This window comes from Pseudoduganella ginsengisoli (assembly GCF_009720865.1).
Taxonomy (GTDB): Bacteria; Pseudomonadota; Gammaproteobacteria; order Burkholderiales; family Burkholderiaceae_D; genus Rugamonas; species Rugamonas ginsengisoli.
Map to the genome: position 1 here is coordinate 56,407 of NZ_WNLA01000001.1, position 17,982 is coordinate 74,388.

Annotated in this window: 14 protein-coding genes; 6 read left to right on the forward strand and 8 right to left on the reverse strand. The window is 50.4% G+C overall.

Annotation, left to right across the window (positions count from 1 at the left end; genetic code table 11):
- Positions 1 to 38: 38 nt before the first annotated feature.
- The 7 genes from GM668_RS00250 to GM668_RS00280 form a co-directional block, all read right to left on the reverse strand.
- Positions 39 to 1,160: an acyltransferase family protein gene (locus GM668_RS00250; RefSeq protein WP_155436940.1), complete on the reverse strand. Its 1,122-nt coding sequence runs from the start codon at positions 1,158 to 1,160 to the stop codon at positions 39 to 41.
- A gap of 4 nt (positions 1,161 to 1,164) precedes the next feature.
- A complete protein-coding gene (locus tag GM668_RS00255) occupies positions 1,165 to 2,391 on the reverse strand; it encodes a glycosyltransferase family 4 protein (RefSeq protein ID WP_155436941.1) in 1,227 nt (408 codons plus the stop codon).
- A gap of 10 nt (positions 2,392 to 2,401) precedes the next feature.
- Complete coding sequence (gene wecB / locus GM668_RS00260) at positions 2,402 to 3,535, reverse strand: non-hydrolyzing UDP-N-acetylglucosamine 2-epimerase (protein ID WP_155436942.1); 1,134 nt, start codon at positions 3,533 to 3,535, stop codon at positions 2,402 to 2,404.
- Between the two features lie 2 nt (positions 3,536 to 3,537).
- Positions 3,538 to 4,644 (reverse strand): UDP-2-acetamido-2,6-beta-L-arabino-hexul-4-ose reductase, encoded by a 1,107-nt coding sequence (wbjC, locus tag GM668_RS00265; RefSeq protein WP_155436943.1) that lies wholly within the window; start codon positions 4,642 to 4,644, stop codon positions 3,538 to 3,540.
- A 4-nt stretch (positions 4,645 to 4,648) separates the two neighbouring features.
- Positions 4,649 to 5,683 (reverse strand): polysaccharide biosynthesis protein, encoded by a 1,035-nt coding sequence (locus GM668_RS00270; protein WP_155436944.1) that lies wholly within the window; start codon positions 5,681 to 5,683, stop codon positions 4,649 to 4,651.
- Between the two features lie 67 nt (positions 5,684 to 5,750).
- Positions 5,751 to 7,073 carry a class I SAM-dependent methyltransferase gene (locus GM668_RS00275; protein ID WP_155436945.1) on the reverse strand — a complete coding sequence of 441 codons (1,323 nt, stop codon included), beginning with the start codon at positions 7,071 to 7,073 and terminating at the stop codon, positions 5,751 to 5,753.
- Positions 7,060 to 7,254 carry a hypothetical protein gene (locus tag GM668_RS00280; protein WP_155436946.1) on the reverse strand — a complete coding sequence of 65 codons (195 nt, stop codon included), beginning with the start codon at positions 7,252 to 7,254 and terminating at the stop codon, positions 7,060 to 7,062. The genes GM668_RS00275 and GM668_RS00280 overlap by 14 nt, the downstream gene beginning before the upstream one ends.
- 467 nt (positions 7,255 to 7,721) lie before the next feature.
- Here GM668_RS00280 and GM668_RS00285 point away from each other — a divergent pair, with 467 nt between their 5' ends.
- From GM668_RS00285 to GM668_RS00310, 6 genes are all read left to right on the forward strand, one after another.
- Positions 7,722 to 8,231: a hypothetical protein gene (locus tag GM668_RS00285; protein WP_170305435.1), complete on the forward strand. Its 510-nt coding sequence runs from the start codon at positions 7,722 to 7,724 to the stop codon at positions 8,229 to 8,231.
- Between the two features lie 30 nt (positions 8,232 to 8,261).
- Positions 8,262 to 9,476 carry a GNVR domain-containing protein gene (locus tag GM668_RS00290; RefSeq protein ID WP_229498774.1) on the forward strand — a complete coding sequence of 405 codons (1,215 nt, stop codon included), beginning with the start codon at positions 8,262 to 8,264 and terminating at the stop codon, positions 9,474 to 9,476.
- A 106-nt stretch (positions 9,477 to 9,582) separates the two neighbouring features.
- Positions 9,583 to 11,076, forward strand: coding sequence for a lipopolysaccharide biosynthesis protein (locus tag GM668_RS00295; RefSeq protein WP_155436948.1), 1,494 nt, complete (start codon positions 9,583 to 9,585; stop codon positions 11,074 to 11,076).
- Complete coding sequence (locus tag GM668_RS00300; RefSeq protein WP_155436949.1) at positions 11,073 to 12,341, forward strand: O-antigen polymerase; 1,269 nt, start codon at positions 11,073 to 11,075, stop codon at positions 12,339 to 12,341. Before GM668_RS00295 ends, GM668_RS00300 begins: the two co-directional genes overlap by 4 nt.
- Before the next feature lie 140 nt (positions 12,342 to 12,481).
- Entirely contained in the window at positions 12,482 to 13,300 is an 819-nt protein-coding gene (locus GM668_RS00305; protein ID WP_155436950.1) for a glycosyltransferase, read from the forward strand.
- On the forward strand, positions 13,254 to 14,690 hold the full coding sequence (locus GM668_RS00310) for a hypothetical protein (RefSeq protein ID WP_155436951.1): 1,437 nt from the start codon (positions 13,254 to 13,256) through the stop codon (positions 14,688 to 14,690). The genes GM668_RS00305 and GM668_RS00310 overlap by 47 nt, the downstream gene beginning before the upstream one ends.
- 415 nt (positions 14,691 to 15,105) lie before the next feature.
- Here the strand turns inward: GM668_RS00310 and GM668_RS00315 are convergent, their stop codons facing one another.
- Positions 15,106 to 17,478 carry an SLBB domain-containing protein gene (locus GM668_RS00315; protein WP_229498776.1) on the reverse strand — a complete coding sequence of 791 codons (2,373 nt, stop codon included), beginning with the start codon at positions 17,476 to 17,478 and terminating at the stop codon, positions 15,106 to 15,108.
- Positions 17,479 to 17,982 lie beyond the last annotated feature (504 nt).

Sequence of the window (17,982 nt, forward strand, 5' to 3'; positions counted from 1 at the left end):
ATTGAGTCAACTTGTGATCACAACGATATCGGCTCTAATTAATTGTTATGCGTACTCGCCGGCGAAAAGCAACTTTGCAGCTTTTGGCCGATAATTCTTCCAGTACGTATACCAATACGTTCGATTGTCCAGTAAGAAATGGACGCGCACAGTATGCATAGGCTCAATGAAATCCAAGCTCCAATACCCCCTGGTAAGCCATGGCCTCTTGATACGACCGCACGGATTACAAACATGTGCAAAAGATAAACGCTGAAGCTGATTTCACCAAGAAAGACCAGAGGTCTTGCAGCAAATAAGGAGCCAATGCTATTGGACTGCAAGATTGCATACATTAATCCCACTATTGAGGCGCCAATTGCCATTGATAGCCATGGGGCGAACACGTCTTGCAAGTAACCTTTAGCGAGACATCTATACAGGATCGTGGTGACAAGCAACCCCATAAGACACGTTAAGGGGATGAGAAAAGAAGAACCCCGGGATTGCAGTGACGTGTGCAGTAGCGCGAGGATACTACCCAAAAGGAACGGGGCAAGTTTTGGAAAAGCGTTTAGTTCGTTTGAAAATACACTTGCCGGTTGCTCAGTACCGTAAAACAGAACTGCCCCCAAAGCAATAACAAGAAGCACGCAGACATGCATTTTCTTCAGATACAAAGAACTAATCGCAATAGCCGGGATTATAAAGTAATACTGGAATTCAACTGGAATGGCCCATAGCTCGCCTCTGCCCTGAGTGAGTAATAAATGCCCAAATAATTGTTTTTTTGAAATATCGCCAAAAATAATATGAAAGATTAGCGCGATAATGTAAAGCGGATAAATTCGAAAGAATCGGTGAATAATATATTGCAGAAGCGTGCAAACCCTTGAGGATGCGCTCTCAATATCGCGGCATAAATGAGTCGTTAATAAGAAGGCGCTTAGTGCAAAGAATATCCAAACACCAATTTTTCCAATAGCGTCGTGGGGTATAGGGAGCAGAAAAAGCCCGCCATTTCCTAAATGTGATACAACCACATAAAGAACTGCAATGCCACGTAGGCCGTGCAGCGGGGCAAAGAACTTCCTGTCAGTTAAAAATATTGGCTGCTTCATAATAACCGCCACCCGGCCACGACTGCCTCGCCTGCTCGCCGTGGCGTTTGGCTTCGTCACTCCATTATGCGCGGCGCTTAAAGACCAGACGCTGGAATAAATCAGAGAATTTCCGGCAACCTATATCGAGAGACAATTCCTTTTCGTAAAATTCTTTCGCACGCTGCCCCATTGCCACACGATGCTCCGGCGGCATTGAAGCCAGTTGCAGGACCTTTTCCGCGATAGAGTGTGGATCTTCCGATACAATCGCCAGCCCCGCTTTCGACTCCCGGACCAGCTCAGCCGCATCGCCATCGACCGCCATCAGCAGCGGCTTGCCCACCGCCATATAAGCCTGGGTTTTGGATGGAATTGTGATGGTAAATAAAGGGTCATTTTTCAGGTGCACCAGCAATGCATCTGCGCGCTCCAGCACGACTCCCACTTCGGTCATTGGTACTGGTGGCAGGAAACGCACATTGGTAATACCCAGACCTGCACTTTGTTTTTTCAAAGCGTCCACTTCGAGGCCACCACCAATGAAAACAAATTGAATGTTGGCATTCTCAGCCTCTACCCGTCGTGCAGCTTCGATAACCGAACCTAATGCCTGTGCTTTACCCATATTACCGGCAAAGACGACATTAAAACGGCCATCCATAAAGCCCAGATCCAGACCAGACTCCGCTGGCACTTCTAGCGCAGATTCATTGCACCAGTTGTAGATAATTGAAATCTTCTCTTCTGGCACACCACGTTCAATCAGCCGCCGCCGGAAGCCCGGCGACAACACCACCACATGGGCTGCCCGCGCATACATCCATTGGCAAACGTGTCCAACAAAACGGATAAACTTTTCACTGCTGACCATGCCAGTGGCACGCAACGTGTCAGGCCACAAATCTTGAATATCACATACGAATGGAATGCGGCGCATCATGCCGATCAGCGCCCCAACCACACCGACCGTCATAGGCGGATGGTAGACATAAATGATGTCCGCTTTCTTCGCAAAGAACAGACCGTAGATCAGGGAGCTGGCAGCAAAACTAATGTAATTCAGCGAACGCCGCACGCGGGAGGTGTCGTGACTCGCATAAATAGGAACCCGCACCACATTGATGCCTTCCACAACTTCCTTGCTGCGCCACTTCTGCTTGTAACCCTGGTAAATTTTCCCGATTGGATAGTTGGGAAATGTCGTGATGACTTCCACTTCATGCCCCAACTCCTGCAACTTGCGGGCAAAAACCACCCCTTTGAACGTAGGTTCCGGTTCAAAAAACTGGGTCAGCAGCATGATTCGCATTGCAAATTCCTTAAATTACTTTTTTCCACACAACGCGGTTTACATAGTCGGTATAGCTGTGAATGATGCGTACCACTTTGTCCGCGACGTTCGGCATCGAATAATCCTCTACCAGACGCAACTGGCGCTGCTCACCGCGCGCCTGGGCAGCGAGGATAGCCAAACCTTGCATGACACGGCTGAGCTCCAAGCCTGTCATCATGACCGAAGCCTCCTCCATACCTTCCGGGCGCTCATGTGCTTCCCGGATATTCAATGCAGGGAAGTTAAGGATGGAGGATTCTTCCGTGATGGTGCCGCTGTCCGACAAGACTGCCCGTGCGTGCATTTGCAACTTGACATAATCCTTAAAGCCCAACGGCTTCAGCAGTTGCACTTTAGGGTGGAATTGAGCCTCTTTATCATTAATGCGGCGCAACGTGCGCGGATGAGTCGACACGATAATCGGCATGTCGTAGGTTTCTGCCACCCCGTTCAGGACCGCCACCAGCTTCGCAAAGTTCACGTCAGAGTCAACGTTTTCTTCACGGTGTGCACTGACTACGAAGTATTGTCCCGCTGTGACACCCAGCCGTTCCAGAGCATCCGACGAATCAATGCCAGATTTGTAATGATGCAAGACTTCGTACATCGGACTGCCGGTCTTGATCACGCGTTCCGGCGACAATCCTTCCCGCAGCAAATACTCGCGAGCAATTGTGCTGTAGGTCAAATTAATATCCGCCGTATGATCGACGATCCGACGGTTACTTTCTTCAGGAACACGCTGATCAAAGCAGCGGTTACCCGCCTCCATATGGAAAATCGGTACCTTGCGGCGCTTTGCAGGAATGGCTGCCAGGCAACTATTGGTATCACCCAGAACCAACAGCGCCTCAGGCTGTTCCTTAGCCAAGACTTCATCAACAGAAATAATGACTTTACCAATGGTTTCCGCTGCATTGCTGCCTGCAGCATTTAAAAAATAGTCCGGCTTGCGAACCTGCAAATCCTGGAAAAAGATTTCATTTAGTTCGTAGTCGTAGTTTTGTCCCGTATGGACTAAAATATGGTCACAAAACTCATCAAGCTTCGCCAGAACGCGGGACAGGCGGATAATTTCCGGCCGCGTCCCGACCACAGTCATAACTTTCATTTTCTTCATATTTATACGCGATGAGTGACCGTGTCAGGGTGCGCACGATCGAAGATTTCGTTTGCCCAGAGCATGACGATTAATTCATCCTCGCCAACATTGGTAATATCGTGCGACCAACCCGGCACAGTTTCCACTATCTGCGGCTCTGCCGCACTCGTGTGGCACTCATAAAATTCCCCGGTATCAATGTGGCGGAAGCCAAAGCGGGCGGCGCCTTTGATAACCAGGAATTTCTCGTTCTTTGAGTGATGGTAATGGCCGCCGCGGGTAATGCCAGGGCCCGCAGTAAAGAAGGAAAACTGGCCCGAGTCGCGCGTCTTCAACATTTCCACGAACACGCCACGCGGGTCTTCATACTTCTTCACGGCATAAGCAAAATTCTCCGGCCTGAAGTAGGAAATATAAGTTGAATACAATGCCCGCACCAGCCCCGTACCCACAGCCTCAGTAATCAGCGTTTCGCGGCTCTCACGGAAACGCTGCAGTTGCTCAGCCAATTCACCGACGGTAATACGGTATACCGGCGCTACCTCACGCCACTCCTCCGCAGCAGGCGCCTGCGTCATAACTTCAAGGAAATCAGAAATCACATCATCGATGTAGACCAGGTTGATTATGGCGTCAGGATCGTTGATTTTAATTGGCAGACCATGAACAATATTGTGGCAGAACGTCGCAACTGCCGAGTTGTAATTCGGCTTGCACCACTTACCAAATACATTCGGCAAACGATATATATAAAGCTTGGAACCTGTTACTTGTGCCATGGTGCGCAACGCATCTTCCGCTCCGCGTTTGCTATTGCCGTAGAGATTGTCATGCGCAGCTTGAATTGACGAGGTGTACACGACCGAAATTGGCCGCCCTGATTCACGGATTGCTGTGCATAGCTCTTGAGTCAGGTTAAGGTTGCCCTCAGTAAACTCTTGTTCATTTTGCGGCCGATTAACACCAGCAAGGTGAAACACAAACTCAGCTTGCGCCACCTTCGCATACAAGTCTTGCAGCGAATCACCGCGGCAAAAAGTCTGTACCTCCAAGCCACTGCGCTCGCGCAAATGCGCCCGCAGGTTCCTGCCTACGAACCCATTGGCGCCGGTTATCAGGATCTTCATGGACTCAGCCCTCCAATTCCGGGGCTTCGCCACGACGGATGGCTTTGATGAACTCCAACTTCATTAACAGATCGCGCATGCCATCGATGTCGAGCCGCTCGGTATTGTGGGAATTGTAGTCATCACAGTCCGAAATACGCTTTTCGCCTTGCTCAACGAACTTGCCGTAATTCAAGTCGCGCAAGTCTGGCGGAACCCGATAGTAGCGGCCCAGGTCGATTGCCGCCGCCATTTCTTCGCGGCTTAACAGGGTTTCATACAATTTCTCGCCATGGCGCGTCCCTATCACATTCACTTCATGATTAGGCCGCTCGAGAATCGCGAGCAATGCTTTCACCAAGGTCTCCACCGTTGCCGCCGGTGCCTTCTGCACAAAGATGTCGCCATTCCTACCATGCTCGAAGGCGTACAGCACAAGGTCAACAGCATCTTCCAGCGTCATCATGAAACGGGTCATGGCCGGATCGGTGATAGTCAATGCGCGCTGCTGCTGCACCTGATCAACAAACAATGGAATGACGGAGCCGCGGGAAGCCATCACATTGCCATAACGCGTGCCGCAGATAACAGTTTTCTTGTCGTCGAGGCCGCGCGATTTGGCTACCATGACCTTTTCCATCATGGCTTTGGAAATCCCCATGGCGTTGATCGGGTAAGCAGCTTTATCAGTACTCAGACATACCACACGGCTAGCGCCATTCTGGATTGCAGCCTCCAGCAAATTTTCAGTACCAAGAATATTGGTTTTCACCGCTTCCATTGGGTGAAACTCGCAAGATGGCACCTGTTTTAATGCTGCAGCATGAAAAACAAAATCAACACCGCGAGTTACATTCAACAAGGCTTGGAAGTCTCGCACGTCACCAATGTGAAACTTCAGCTTATTGTTATTGTATTTCTTGCGCATATCATCTTGCTTCTTTTCATCACGGCTAAAGATCCTGATTTCTGCGATATCCGTATGTAAAAAGCGGCGCAACACTGCATTACCAAAGGAGCCAGTGCCACCTGTGATGAGCAATACTTTATCTTTGAACATAAGCTTCCAAAATTAAACAATTAACAACAAAACACACGGAACGAAGTCTTTCGGATTACCGCGTAGATCAGGACACGTGAGCGTACGGCAACTTCTCCAGATAAGCTAATTGCCTGCTAGTCCCTGGAATATTAAATATTGCCTTGGTTTTAAAATAAAGCGCAAACGCGCGCTCTTGCGACATGATTGAAAACTCAGCCGGACTACGCTGGCGCAGGGCCGCCAGATGCTGCAACAACGGGTCATCTTGGCCAATAAACTCAACAATCAGATGCTGTTTTGACATCTGGCAAGCCATCTTGGCGATATTTTCAAACGGAATCGATTCGGATATCGCCAAGTGATGAATCAACGCAAGCATCATAACAACATCACCCGCACCGGTGAGCCGCTGGAAAAGGCTGCTATATTCACTGCCACACCATCCGCCCCCCCCAGCCATATCGGCCAGGTTGGCAATGACCGGATAAATTGCGCGATTCCCCATTGATTCCATGAACAGCTGTTCAACGCAATCATGATCCGAATCAACTGCAATCACACGGGCGCCTTCCTCTACTGCGAGACGGGAAAACTCACCAGTATTGCATCCCAGGTCAATTACCCACTTAGCCTTTGCTTCCCGCAGCCACTCCTGTACCTGCCGGCGCTTTTCACTACTTGCAATGTCCTGATAGTGCTGGCGCGTTTCCGTATATTTTTGCCAGTTCCTGTTTTTCCTGTTGGCTTTACCATAACGTCCTAACGTCCAGCCACAGAAGTCATACAAATTACGGTGCAGCGGCTCTTCGCCCTTTGACGGCGTCGATGTTTTCACACCTCCGTCAGACGTCGAAAGTGACGTCAACATTGGCCATAAACGGGTAAGGAAGCGCCTCCACCCCATAATCTTGCGCGCATCCGGTAATGAAATACCGTCGCGATTCAGACGAAATGACTGGTAAGCCCGTATTCCGGCCGTATTCGAAACACCAAATGGGAAAATAAAATGACGGGCAAATTGCCCGAATGCCCACCATTGCTTGGATGAAATAGTCTGAAACGAAAGATGATCACAAAAAAGCGGCTGAGTGCCTTCAAAGATCACATTCCAAGCCGATGCATCTTTTAACTCGTATCCTGCGGAAAAGACTTCTCGCGAAATATCAAGCGTGATGTCTGCCGCAGCACGCAGCTGTGCATCTGACCACTCCAGTGGCAAGCTGACAAACTCTACACGCGACGCACGAACCTCCTGCGGACCGACAATTTCAAACGGCACTAATTTTCCGCTACTGACCAACGATGCAGCTGTCAAACTGTGCAGGAAATGACCAGGAGTGATTGGGTTGTATACACGGCGTATCAGCTCTTGCCCTACTAAAACCACTTCACCTTCAGGATCTCTCATCACGCTTCCGCAACTTGGCAATCAAACGGGAAATCGACGCGATGGGATTTTTCAAGAAGAACACCACTGCACCAACCACTGCAAATAAGCTCTGAAGCATCAGCAAACCAGTGCCAGGGTCCACGTATGCATAGGCGGAGGTCTGCACCAGCATCAAGATCAAAAGTAGTTTATATTTCATCGAAGTTACTCTATCCAAATCCATTATTCGTGAACATAGGGCGACGACATATCTGCAATTCCAGTCATCGCAATATCCATGCTTACGCTGCTTGCGCAAGGCCCCACTCTCCGCACTGATGGCAGTATCAGCCAACTACGACATACCCCAAGCTATCAGTTTAGCATGCCCCCCTCCCTAGCCCCAAAAAATGTGGCCAAGAATGCACATGCATACTACAACTTTCCACAACAACAAACACCCGAGTCCGGCAGTTCCGGGCCCGATCCTCCTTTCCGGCCGCTCCGACTCTCTTACATATCAAAGACTTAGGTAGCATGTAAGCCCGTACTTTCAATAAGTTATGTTTACAATCTTGTGAAATAGAATTACAGTAATGGCATGTTCCTCAATCGCCGCAAACCCGATCTCAGGCGTTACGTCCGGCCTGGACATTGACCGGACTGCGGGACGAACTGGGCTTTGGCTTGCATAAGCTGTTACGGCGCACTGCTGCGTCACTGACTCGGAAACACTGGAACGATCGAACACCAGCACTTGCAGCGCACCTTAAGAAATCAGGTGTCACGCCAGAAGGTCACATTAACGATGTTTTCTTGATTCGAGCGGATGGCCCCGTGATTTCCGCCGATTATTTCTGTCGATTCCAACATGTGGTATTCAACCGAGCGGAAAATACCGCTATGATGGCAGTCGATAGCATTGTTGTGCCAGAAAAAGCGCCGCGGGAAACAGCAAGGGCGAATTTTACTCTTGAGGCCGAGGATTGCGCACATTTCCTCGTATCGATTGCGCCAGCACCACATGTAAAAAATCAAACGAGAGAGTCGCCGCTTGCGACTTACGAACGCACCGTAGACCTTGCGCAGAAATTTGCCAGCTTCGTACTGTGCGCGGTCGCCATTCAAGTACTGACCAGGTCGCAGGGACTGGTCAACGGCCTACTGTGGCGAAATACTCGTGAACAGTTTCATTAATGATATGTACAAATTAAGTGTCTTTCCAACATGAATGAAATGCAGACCAGCGCCACCACATTACAGCAAAGCGACAATGTCATTGGACACGCTATTATTGACAAACTGATTGCCCTGTCCGAATACAAGAAACTTATTATCGGATTCCCTGCAGTAATAGCGATCGTTACTGTTGGGATATGTCTGACAATGAAAGACATCTATAAGGCAAGCACTAAAATACTTCCTCCGCAACAGGCGCAGTCTAGCGCTGCGGCCTTGCTTTCCCAATTAGGTGGTGCGGCCAGCGCGGTAGCCGGCGTTGCAGGCATCAAAAATCCGAACGATCTGTTCATTGGAATGTTAAAAAGTCGCCGAGTCGCCGACAACCTCATCGCCCGTTATGAATTGCCTAAGGTTTATGAAAACGATTCCATGGAAAAGGTCCGTAAGCGTTTGGCGGACAATACCCTGATTTCCACTGGAAAGGATGGCGTGATCCTTGTAGAAGTTCTGGACCACGATAAAAAACTTGCGCCCAGGCTGGCGAACTCATATGTGGAGGAATTGCAAAAACTGACGCAAGCCTTCGCGTTGACCGAGTCTTCCCAACGCAGGGTATTTTTCGAGCGTCAACTGGCCCTTTCCAAGGACAATCTCGCAGCGGCTGAGTTGGCGTTGAACCGTTCTTTGGAAGCAAACGGCGTAATTAGTGTTGACAGCGACAGCCGTGCAATTGTCGAGATGGTAAGCCGGCTGCGTGCACAAATTGCTGCCAAGGAGATCGAGCTTAACTCCATGCGAGCGTTTGTTACCAAGGATAACCACGAATATAAACGCACCCAGGAACAGCTGAGCAGTTTGCGTGACGAACTCAATAAATTGCAAAATGGAAATCCAGCTCGCGCGTTGGAAACCGCCGCAGGTAGTACAAAGGGGCAAGAGGGACTCAAGAACATCAAGATTCTGCGCGAGGTAAAGTATCATCAAATGTTATTTGAGCTCTTATCAAAACAATATGAGGCAGCACGGCTTGATGAGGCTAAAGATGCACCAATGATTCAAGTGTTAGATAGCGCGATTGAACCTGAACGGAAGTTCAAGCCAGGCCGTGTGGTGATTGTTTTAACATCAACGATGATGGCATTTTTTGTGGCCTTGGGCTTGGCGCTTTTCTTGGCGGCCAAGAAGAAGGCATTGCGCGATCCGGAACTTGCGGCGAAATGGACGCAGTTCAAGCGCAATCTTCGTTTTGGGAAAGTATAATTAATACAGCCTTACAGCAGTGCGGCGTCGTTGCGGCTTGTCGTCTGCACGGACGACTTTTAATTGGTTATGAAGTAAAGGCAGTGCTCCAAGGCTGTAGTCCAGAATGAGAATTACTATAAAAAATAACAATTCCGATTTTGCAATGTATTTCGCAGCAAAACTGGGGCCCGCTTTATTGGGGTTCTTGAACGTCTATCTAATTGCAAAATCACTTACACCGGAAAATTACGGGAAATACTCACTCGCGATTACGCTGATATTACTTGTAAACCAAGTATTTGGATCATGGTTAACTCAGGCGCTATTTTTCTTCTTGCCTAAGTGCGCAGGACAGGCAACAGGCATGGCAAGTTGGTTCGGCCAGATAAATTTTCTGGTTGCCGTCGTCGGCTCCCTGATAGTGACGGGTCTACTTCCGTTATTTGAAATTGATGTGAAAATGGCGTTCGTTGGCGGCGCTGTCTTTTTTGCTCAAACTTACTGGAATTATTTGTCGACACTGTATCAATCCTTGGAGCGGCCGCGAATCCAGTTGATCGCGACTATCTGCCAGGTGTCGCTGCAAATTTTAGTAATTTTCTCATTGTATTTTTTTAATGCAATATCAGCATCCAGTGCACTCTTCACTGTTTTTATAGGATTCGCTGCGGGGTTGGTGTTTTTTCAGAAAAAAAGTGAAAGTGGCCGCGCAACAGTTGATTTTTCCGGGATCCAGACAAAAAATTTTCTGCGTTATACAAAGCTTGCCTTCTTTTACGGCGGGCCTTTTTCCCTCTGGTTTTTATTTTCCCAAATTTTCACATATTCCGACAGATTTTTGTTAAGTTGGGCAGGTTTGGCGCATGAAGTGGGGAAATACTCGGCTACCCGTGACTTGTTGCTTGGTTCAGCCAGCATTTTCGCAATGCCCCTGTTAATGGTAGCACATCCCATGATCATGCGCGTGTGGGCAGAGCGAAAGGATGCCGCCGAGATTGGCCAGATAATACAAAATAATTTAACAAAAATTTTTGTTGTCGGAACATTTTTTTGCCTCATGCTTTATCTGTATGGCGCTCCAACACTGTCGATGTTTTTACCGGCAAAGTATCAACTGCAGAACTATGAATATGCCATGATTGGAGCGGCAATATTTTTTTCTGTGGCCTCCATGTATGCGCACAAGGCGCTTGAGGTGACAGGGGGAACCATGAAGATGGCTGCACTCGGAGGCGGGGTGGCGTTGTTTAGCTTGTTAGCTAACGCAGTCGTGATACGCGGCTTTGGGCTAACGGCTGTCATATTAATTGGGTTGCTAAGTCAGATGATCTATTATTTTGGCGCAGCTTATCTTTCACGAAAATTGTGGAAAGTGCATGTTTCGATGAAGAGAATCATCACGACAATACTGGCAGCAGCAGTTGTGTGGACTATCTGCTGGTTAATCGATTTCAACTACCCCCACTCAATTAGCACAATGCTACCACTTCCCTGGGGACTGCTTGCCGGGGTAATTATCTCTTTGATGGCAATTCTATCGTTTCCCGAAATAAATAGTATGTTTTATTCGCGAACTACCGCAACTGGTATTGGAAGTGATTGCCGCGAGGGTCTATGATGTTGATCTTTGGTGCGATTCTTTTAATTATCACGTGCACGCTGTACATTTCTTATGAGAAGAGGCTGACGCCCGGACTTTGCCTTGTTGGGTCGTGGTCTTTTGTGTGTGTTACCCAAGGCATATTCGCCGCTGACATGTATTTCTCGTGGTTCGGCGGAGTCATTGTACTGGTGTTCTGCTCAGCCTTTATTGTAGGCGAATATTTTGGTTTAAGCGGGTTGCAGCATGTGCGAATAAATACGTTGGCAGAGCTTTCTGCGCGAGATCTTATCTTATCGCAGAAGTTTAGAAAGAATTTGTTAATAGTGGTTCTAATCGTCGGGCTGTATTCGCTTGTCGCGATGGTTGACTATTATCAACTATTAAAAGGGTATTCAACCGGGGAAGAGGAATCAATAATCATATCAGGTGTTCGCGAAGTCCTAGCTGGTGATGGAATTCCCCTGCCCATGTTCATCAAGGTAGGAATAACGATGGCGTATGCCGGCGTGATTCTTGCACTGGTCTACTGGATTCTTTTTGGTTGGCGTTGGTTCTTGATTTTACCGATCATCAGTGTCGTTTTGTTTGGCTTCAGCCAGTCCGGAAGGGCCGGAACTATCATCATTTTGTTGCAAAGTTTCTCTGCGATGTATTTTCGGGATTTGTACAATGGAAAGCGAAATGCAGCGCAGAGATTGGGGTATCGGACTATGGCGTTGCTTGCCGTTGCTTTCTTGATATTTGTTGGAGGACAAATCCTAAGGGAGGGGGGCGAAGGAAAGGTCGAAGATGTTTTCCGCATTTTTTTGCATCTGCGCGGCTACATGTTTGGTGGTGTGTCAGCCTTTTCACACTATGTGGATTATTGGATGGTAGACGCCCAAGTCAGTTGGGGCCGGTATACGTTCTCTTCCTTATATCAAGCCTTGGGATTGTATGCGCAAGAGACAGGCATATATGACCAATATGCGCCGATTTCTCAGCTAGGCGAGGTATCGAACATTTATACGGCATTTCGATCATTGATCGATGACTTTCATCTTATCGGCGGGGCAATTTTTTGTCTGCTGTTTGGTTATGGAAGCGGGCGGTTGTTTTCGCGCTCGCTCCATGGTGACGTTCAATATTTCGGCCCTTTGATTGGAGTATATTCATGGGCTTTCTTTGCTCCGATGGCATCCCTGACATATTTCAATTCATTTTTGGTGGCGATGTTTTTCCCCTGGCTATATATATTATATTTATTGCAGGGCGAGGGGAAGAGGATAGTGAAACTATGATTAACCGCCACTATGGCAATTTCGCCTGAATTGTCCTTCGAGTTTGAAAATTGAAATTTCTGATTGTTTACAGCTGAACTTGCTGTAACCAATCAATATTGCAACTTACACTGTCTTTTGCGCTCTTGCGGAGTTTGGTCTTGAAAACTTTCTACTTCATATGTGTGAATTACAATAATTCGCATTTTACTAAATTAGCCTTGGCTAGCCTCGATGCTAATGCCCTGACGTCGAAAGCCTGTCGCATCGTTACTGTAGTTGTCGATAATGCCTCCAATGATGCTGATTTCGCAAAGTTAAAGATGATATGTGGCCAACACGAAAATGTTGTACTGATTCGGTCTGAGGTAAACGCAGGATATTTCGGGGGTCTGAACATCGGCCTCGATAGCATTGATCGAAAACCTGGTGACTTGGTCATGATTGGCAATAATGACCTAACCTTTCCACCCGACTTTATTGAAACGCTGGTCGCGTCCAATTATCCAGACGACGTGTATGTTGTCGCTCCAGACGTGATCACAGCCGATGGGTATCATCAAAACCCCCATTGCCCGCGGCGTGTCTCGAAAAAGCGTAAGTTTCTTTATCGTTTATATTTTTCGCATTATTGGCTGGGTGCGCTGATGGGTTTCGCTTCGGCACAGCTCAAGGCACTGCGTGGCGGAAGGATGAATACGTTGGCTGGCACATCACGGTATATTCATATGGGAATCGGCGCATGCTACATTTTGACCGAGCGCTACTTCCAGCATTTTAAGCGCCTTGATGATTCTGTATTTCTATATGGCGAAGAAGCGCTATTGGCAGGTCAGGTAATGTCGGTGGGAGGCAAGACCTATTATGATGCTGCGCTGACCGTTCATCATGCTGAAAGTGCAACGCTGTCAAAGCTGCCGTCGCGAACAACGTATGAATTTGCGAGAGCGTCCTATCCGAAGTATCGACAATATCTTTAACATCGCACTGGTGAATTGGCGTTCTTTGATAAATTCTGAAAAAGCGATGAGTTCGCCGTCCCTGCTGGGCCGTAGCGTTGCTGTTTTCGAAGTCATGCTGCTGGTCATGGGTGGCGACTATCTGTGGCCGGCGCTCTACCATTACACCCACCCGCCACTGATCCTGGTGGCGGTCACGGCAAGTTATGCGGCACTGTTGTACGGCTTCGCCAGGCTTGCGTCCCGCGCTTGGCCGTTGGGTACCGTCTGGGTTTTAGACTTTCTCAGCTTACAGTTGTTCGGGTTGGTGGCGTTGCGCAGCATGCGCCGGCTCAAGCTACTCGATGGTGCCTTGCCGCTGCCGCTTAAGCTGGCGTTAGTGGTCGGCACCGTCGGAGGTGCGCTTTGGCTATTGCGCCGGCTGGGAAAGGCATATCGGGTGCGTATGCTCAACGGTATACTGGCAGCCGGAGTGATGTTTACTCTGGCGCCGTTCGCCGCAGTGGAGCTTACGGCGGAAACACGGACCTTCCCGCTTCGTGCAGGCAGTCAGGCGGCGCCGAATGTGGCGATCATTCTACTCGATGAATTGGGCGACGCCGCCAGCGCGCCGATCGCCGCGGCCCTCACGCGCCAAGGCCTGCAGGTACGCCACAAGTCCCTTGCTCCGCTGGGCGCCAACACTGTCAATGTAATTCCGGCCTTGCTAACCGGACGCGATTTTTCGAACGCTCAGCCATGTTCCTTGAGCGCGATCTGTAGCGACACCAATATTCTTGACTTTAGCCGGATGTCGAGCCTCGAGCCGCAGCTTGATATTATTGGCTTTCATCATCCGTACTGCAGAATTGTCGGGCTGCGATTTTGCCATAAAACTATCAGCCCCAGCTTCGAAGACCCCTTCGTCTGGTTTGCTTGTTCAATGATGAGCTCGGCCTACCGTCGGCCTATCGGCCTATGTGATCGGCGGCTCCTGACAGTGTCCCAGATGAATGCGGCACGGCGCGACATTGAGCAGGCCGCTGCCAGCGCACCTTTCTGGCGGCAGGGCGGCGTGCTGTTTGTGCATATCCCATTACCGCATCCGCCGGGGCCCAGTGGCAGCGCCTCGCTTGATGCCGACTATGCAGCTAATCTGGTTAGCGCCGCCGACTACATCGATGCTCTCAGCGCGCGCTTGCGCGTCGCGTTCGGCGATCGGTTTGCGCTGGTGATTTCATCGGATCACTCGCTGCGGCCTGAGGTCTGGTGTCCGATGGCACGTTATGCCACAGGTGATTGCCGCCTGCGCCCGGAATTTATGTCGCGCCAAGTACCGCTGCTGGTGGCGACCCCGGCACTGCCGCCGCCCCTGGACGGCATCAACAACATGTTTGAAGCAGCTGATTTATTACGGGCGGCTCGCCGATAGCGAACCGGGGGCGGGCCATGATTGATCATTGATTGCTGGGTTAGATACTGCCAGCAATTGCCACTCTGAATTTTTCTACGCCGCGCTGAAATGGATAAACTACGCGGCATGGTGTAAACGTTTCGACCAGCCGGCTAAAATCTCATTGATACGCCGGAAAGTATGCTGAAAGCAACGATTGGGCACTTTCCGTGGTTTGTGGTGACATAGCCTTTCTTTTTCGCATAAAGCATGTCGTCAAGCCCGGCTCGCTTCGATGCGAAAGGCAATTCAACCGGAACATTTTTCTGGCATGCCCAATTGAATTTCTGCACTGCATTCCTTCCGGTAGAGCATCCAGTGCATCATGCCGCGCTCGCCCGTTTCAGCTTGGGGCAAGCGCAGCATCGTATTTGAATTTACCGCTCGATTTAACTTATTTCTTAAGCACCTGAAGGGCAGCCGCAGCCAGACCGAAGTTGGCTAAAATCTGCGTCCACTCTTTGGCCCCGGTAGTAAATTGTGACCACAAGCTTTCCTTAGCGAAGCTCTTTTCCGGTACGACAATCGTGTCGCCGGGGTACACTTCGGTATTGGTGAACTTGCCGGCGAACCAGCTACGCGATTCCCCCCCGATTACGGAACCGTCGACACGAATCACAAACATCGCATCGGTATCGGCTTCCTGCCGCAGGCCGACCTTGTCAAGATAATCGCTCACGCGGCGGCCTGGGCGCCACACTGCCGACGCTTCCGCATTGACTGCACCCATGATGTGCACGAACTCGGGACGGAAGGCCACCACCAGGCGATCACCATTTTCTAGCTTGAGCTGAGGCAGCCGGTTAAACGAGCGCTCAGCCGGATCGAGTCCGAACGCGATCCGCCCGGTGGCAGCGAGTTTGCGCATGCGCTGAATGGTTTCACGTGCGGACGCCAGTTCCGCCTCTCGCCGCAATCTCGAGAGTTGCACTTCCGACTCCGTCTGACCTCGCACCTCGAGGGCAGCCTTGGCTTGGTCGAGGCGCAACTGCGTCTCTAGCCGGTCGATGACCTTGTCCAAGTTCGCCTGCTGATCAATGCGTACTTGCTCGCGATAAAAGGCTGTGCCGAACAGATACGCGTTACGGGTCGGGCCGCCTGCGCGAGCGAGCAGCGACTGCAAGTCCTCACCTGGTGACATCTGATAAACACCGGGAGCGTTTACTTCCCCCTCTACGCGAACGAACACGCGCCGCTTGTCGAGCGGCACGGCCACATCCTTCTGGGAGAATATCGTGACCGTATCGCCAGGCTGCAGAACAATATTCTGCGGATTGGCCGGATCGCTGAAAATTTGCCCCAGGTTAAACGGAATCAGGTTGACCGTCAGGTCGGTACGATTGAGGCGCTCGACAACGGCATATTCCCAGTTGATTTCATCCATCAGCCCACCAATGCGCGAAGCGATAGAATTGGCGTTTTCGCCGGAATTTTTTTCACCGGAGGCGCTTTCGCCAGAGACTTTGTCATTGCTGCCAGCGATGACAGCGGCGTTTTGGCGCTGGGTCGAGCTGCGCGAGATCAGGTATTCACGGCTGGGGATCAGATCGCTGATACGCATGCCGGGTTTGAATGGGGCGCGGACGGGCTGGTCGACATTACCACGCAAGACAACCGCGTTCAGGAAATCGGGCGTAATCGACGTAATGTTGAGGATGTCGCCATCCTTCATCGCGCGTTTCAGACCAGCACCGTCAAGCGCAAACTGCTCGACCGATCTCGGTTTGTTGGCCTTCGGATCGATCCGTTCGAGAAATACGCGGCGCGGGTCGGCCACCACTGGAAGTCCGCCTGCGTAGTCGATCAGCGATTCGATCGTATCGTTGGCACTGCGCAACTCGTAAATGGCCGAATTATTAATTTTCCCGACTATGGCGACATAGCCGCTGGCCGCAGGAATGTAAATCGTATCGCCGTCCTGCAACTTGATATCGGAAGACTTGTCGCCTCGGGCGATGAAGGAATACAGGTCAAGTTCCGCCGCAATCTTGCCGCCACGCTTGACTTGCACGCGTCGCATCGACCCGTTTGCGTTCGGCCCCCCGCTTGCAAACAGCGCTGTCACCAGCGTTGCCATGTTCGATACCGTGTAAGTACCCGGACGATTGGCTTGACCGACCACGTACACCGTAATAGCTCGCAATTGCCCGAAGGTCACGTTGAGCGTAACCCCCTTGTACAGCCGCCCGACGGCGCCGCGTACGACAGCTTCCACGTCACCGGCCTTGACGCCGCCCAGCACGATGGAACCAACCGTCGGGATAGTGATCATTCCATTACGGTCAATGACGGCGCGATAATCAATATCGATCGATCCCCAGCCGCGGATCAGCACCTCGTCCCCCGGGCCCATGGGGTAGTCAGCCGGCACCGGCGTATTGGTAACTGGCGCAAACGTAGACGGACTGTTGGCGAAGTACTCTGCACCGAAAACCGGCAGGGATTTGCCAGTACTTTCGAGGACAAACTTCTGGAATTCGCTTGGAACGGGACTAGGGCGGTTAACTGCACTGCCGAAGGGAGTCTTGTTCGGAACCGTATCACGCCCCCCTGCCGTCTCGCCCCGGGGCACCTGGTCGTTCACAGCTGCATTGGTGATCTTGGATCTCGGCCGCGGTGCCATTGCATCTCCGGTACCAACTGGTCCTTGATCAAACATAGAGGAGGCGTCGGAAGGTGCGCCCTTATCCTTAAGTTCTTGAGCGGCAGCGAAAATACTTGCCGAGGCCAGAACAACGGCCAGGGCACAACGGGAGATTTGGCGCATGGATAACTTCTGAAGTAAAGAAAACGCGTTAGCAGTGCAAAAAACTTAACGGGAACATCTTACTCGGGATCGAAGCGAGAGTGAAGTTTTTTCCGGCTCCACGAATTGCAATCATTGAAGAAAATCGTCCACATTTACCGCATCGGCCGGAGCGCCTGGATTTCATTTTTTTTCATTAGCCATAACCGCACAGAACACCTTCCGACGCTGCCATAACATGGCCATAACTGTCGCCGGTACTTTTATTGACATCCGGGTAGTGTGCGGCTTATTTCGCCAAGCGTCCGTCGATTGAAAAGGCGTCCGATTCGACGCATTAATGTCTTAAATTCGGTTACTGGGCCAGACCAATGGCGCGGCACCATTCAGCAATAGGGCAATTACCGACCGTTATGACAAAGTTGTATATTTCCAGTTAAGAGCCGGATGAATTCGTCCGGCCCTGCACTGCCAAACACATGAACCGGGCGGCCCGAACCAACCCGGCACAGATCATCTGCACGC

What these genes read in the sequence shown, in the direction of transcription:
- GM668_RS00255 (WP_155436941.1), bottom strand. Translation starts at nt 2,391, where the DNA reads ATGCGAATCATGCTGCTGACCCAGTTTTTTGAACCGGAACCTACGTTC.
- wecB (WP_155436942.1), bottom strand. Translation starts at nt 3,535, where the DNA reads ATGAAGAAAATGAAAGTTATGACTGTGGTCGGGACGCGGCCGGAAATT.
- wbjC (WP_155436943.1), bottom strand. Translation starts at nt 4,644, where the DNA reads ATGAAGATCCTGATAACCGGCGCCAATGGGTTCGTAGGCAGGAACCTG.
- GM668_RS00270 (WP_155436944.1), bottom strand. Translation starts at nt 5,683, where the DNA reads ATGTTCAAAGATAAAGTATTGCTCATCACAGGTGGCACTGGCTCCTTT.
- GM668_RS00275 (WP_155436945.1), bottom strand. Translation starts at nt 7,073, where the DNA reads ATGAGAGATCCTGAAGGTGAAGTGGTTTTAGTAGGGCAAGAGCTGATA.
- GM668_RS00280 (WP_155436946.1), bottom strand. Translation starts at nt 7,254, where the DNA reads ATGAAATATAAACTACTTTTGATCTTGATGCTGGTGCAGACCTCCGCC.
- GM668_RS00290 (WP_229498774.1), top strand. Translation starts at nt 8,262, where the DNA reads ATGAATGAAATGCAGACCAGCGCCACCACATTACAGCAAAGCGACAAT.
- GM668_RS00295 (WP_155436948.1), top strand. Translation starts at nt 9,583, where the DNA reads ATGAGAATTACTATAAAAAATAACAATTCCGATTTTGCAATGTATTTC.
- GM668_RS00300 (WP_155436949.1), top strand. Translation starts at nt 11,073, where the DNA reads ATGATGTTGATCTTTGGTGCGATTCTTTTAATTATCACGTGCACGCTG.
- GM668_RS00310 (WP_155436951.1), top strand. Translation starts at nt 13,254, where the DNA reads ATGAATTTGCGAGAGCGTCCTATCCGAAGTATCGACAATATCTTTAAC.
- GM668_RS00315 (WP_229498776.1), bottom strand. Translation starts at nt 17,478, where the DNA reads ATGCGCCAAATCTCCCGTTGTGCCCTGGCCGTTGTTCTGGCCTCGGCA.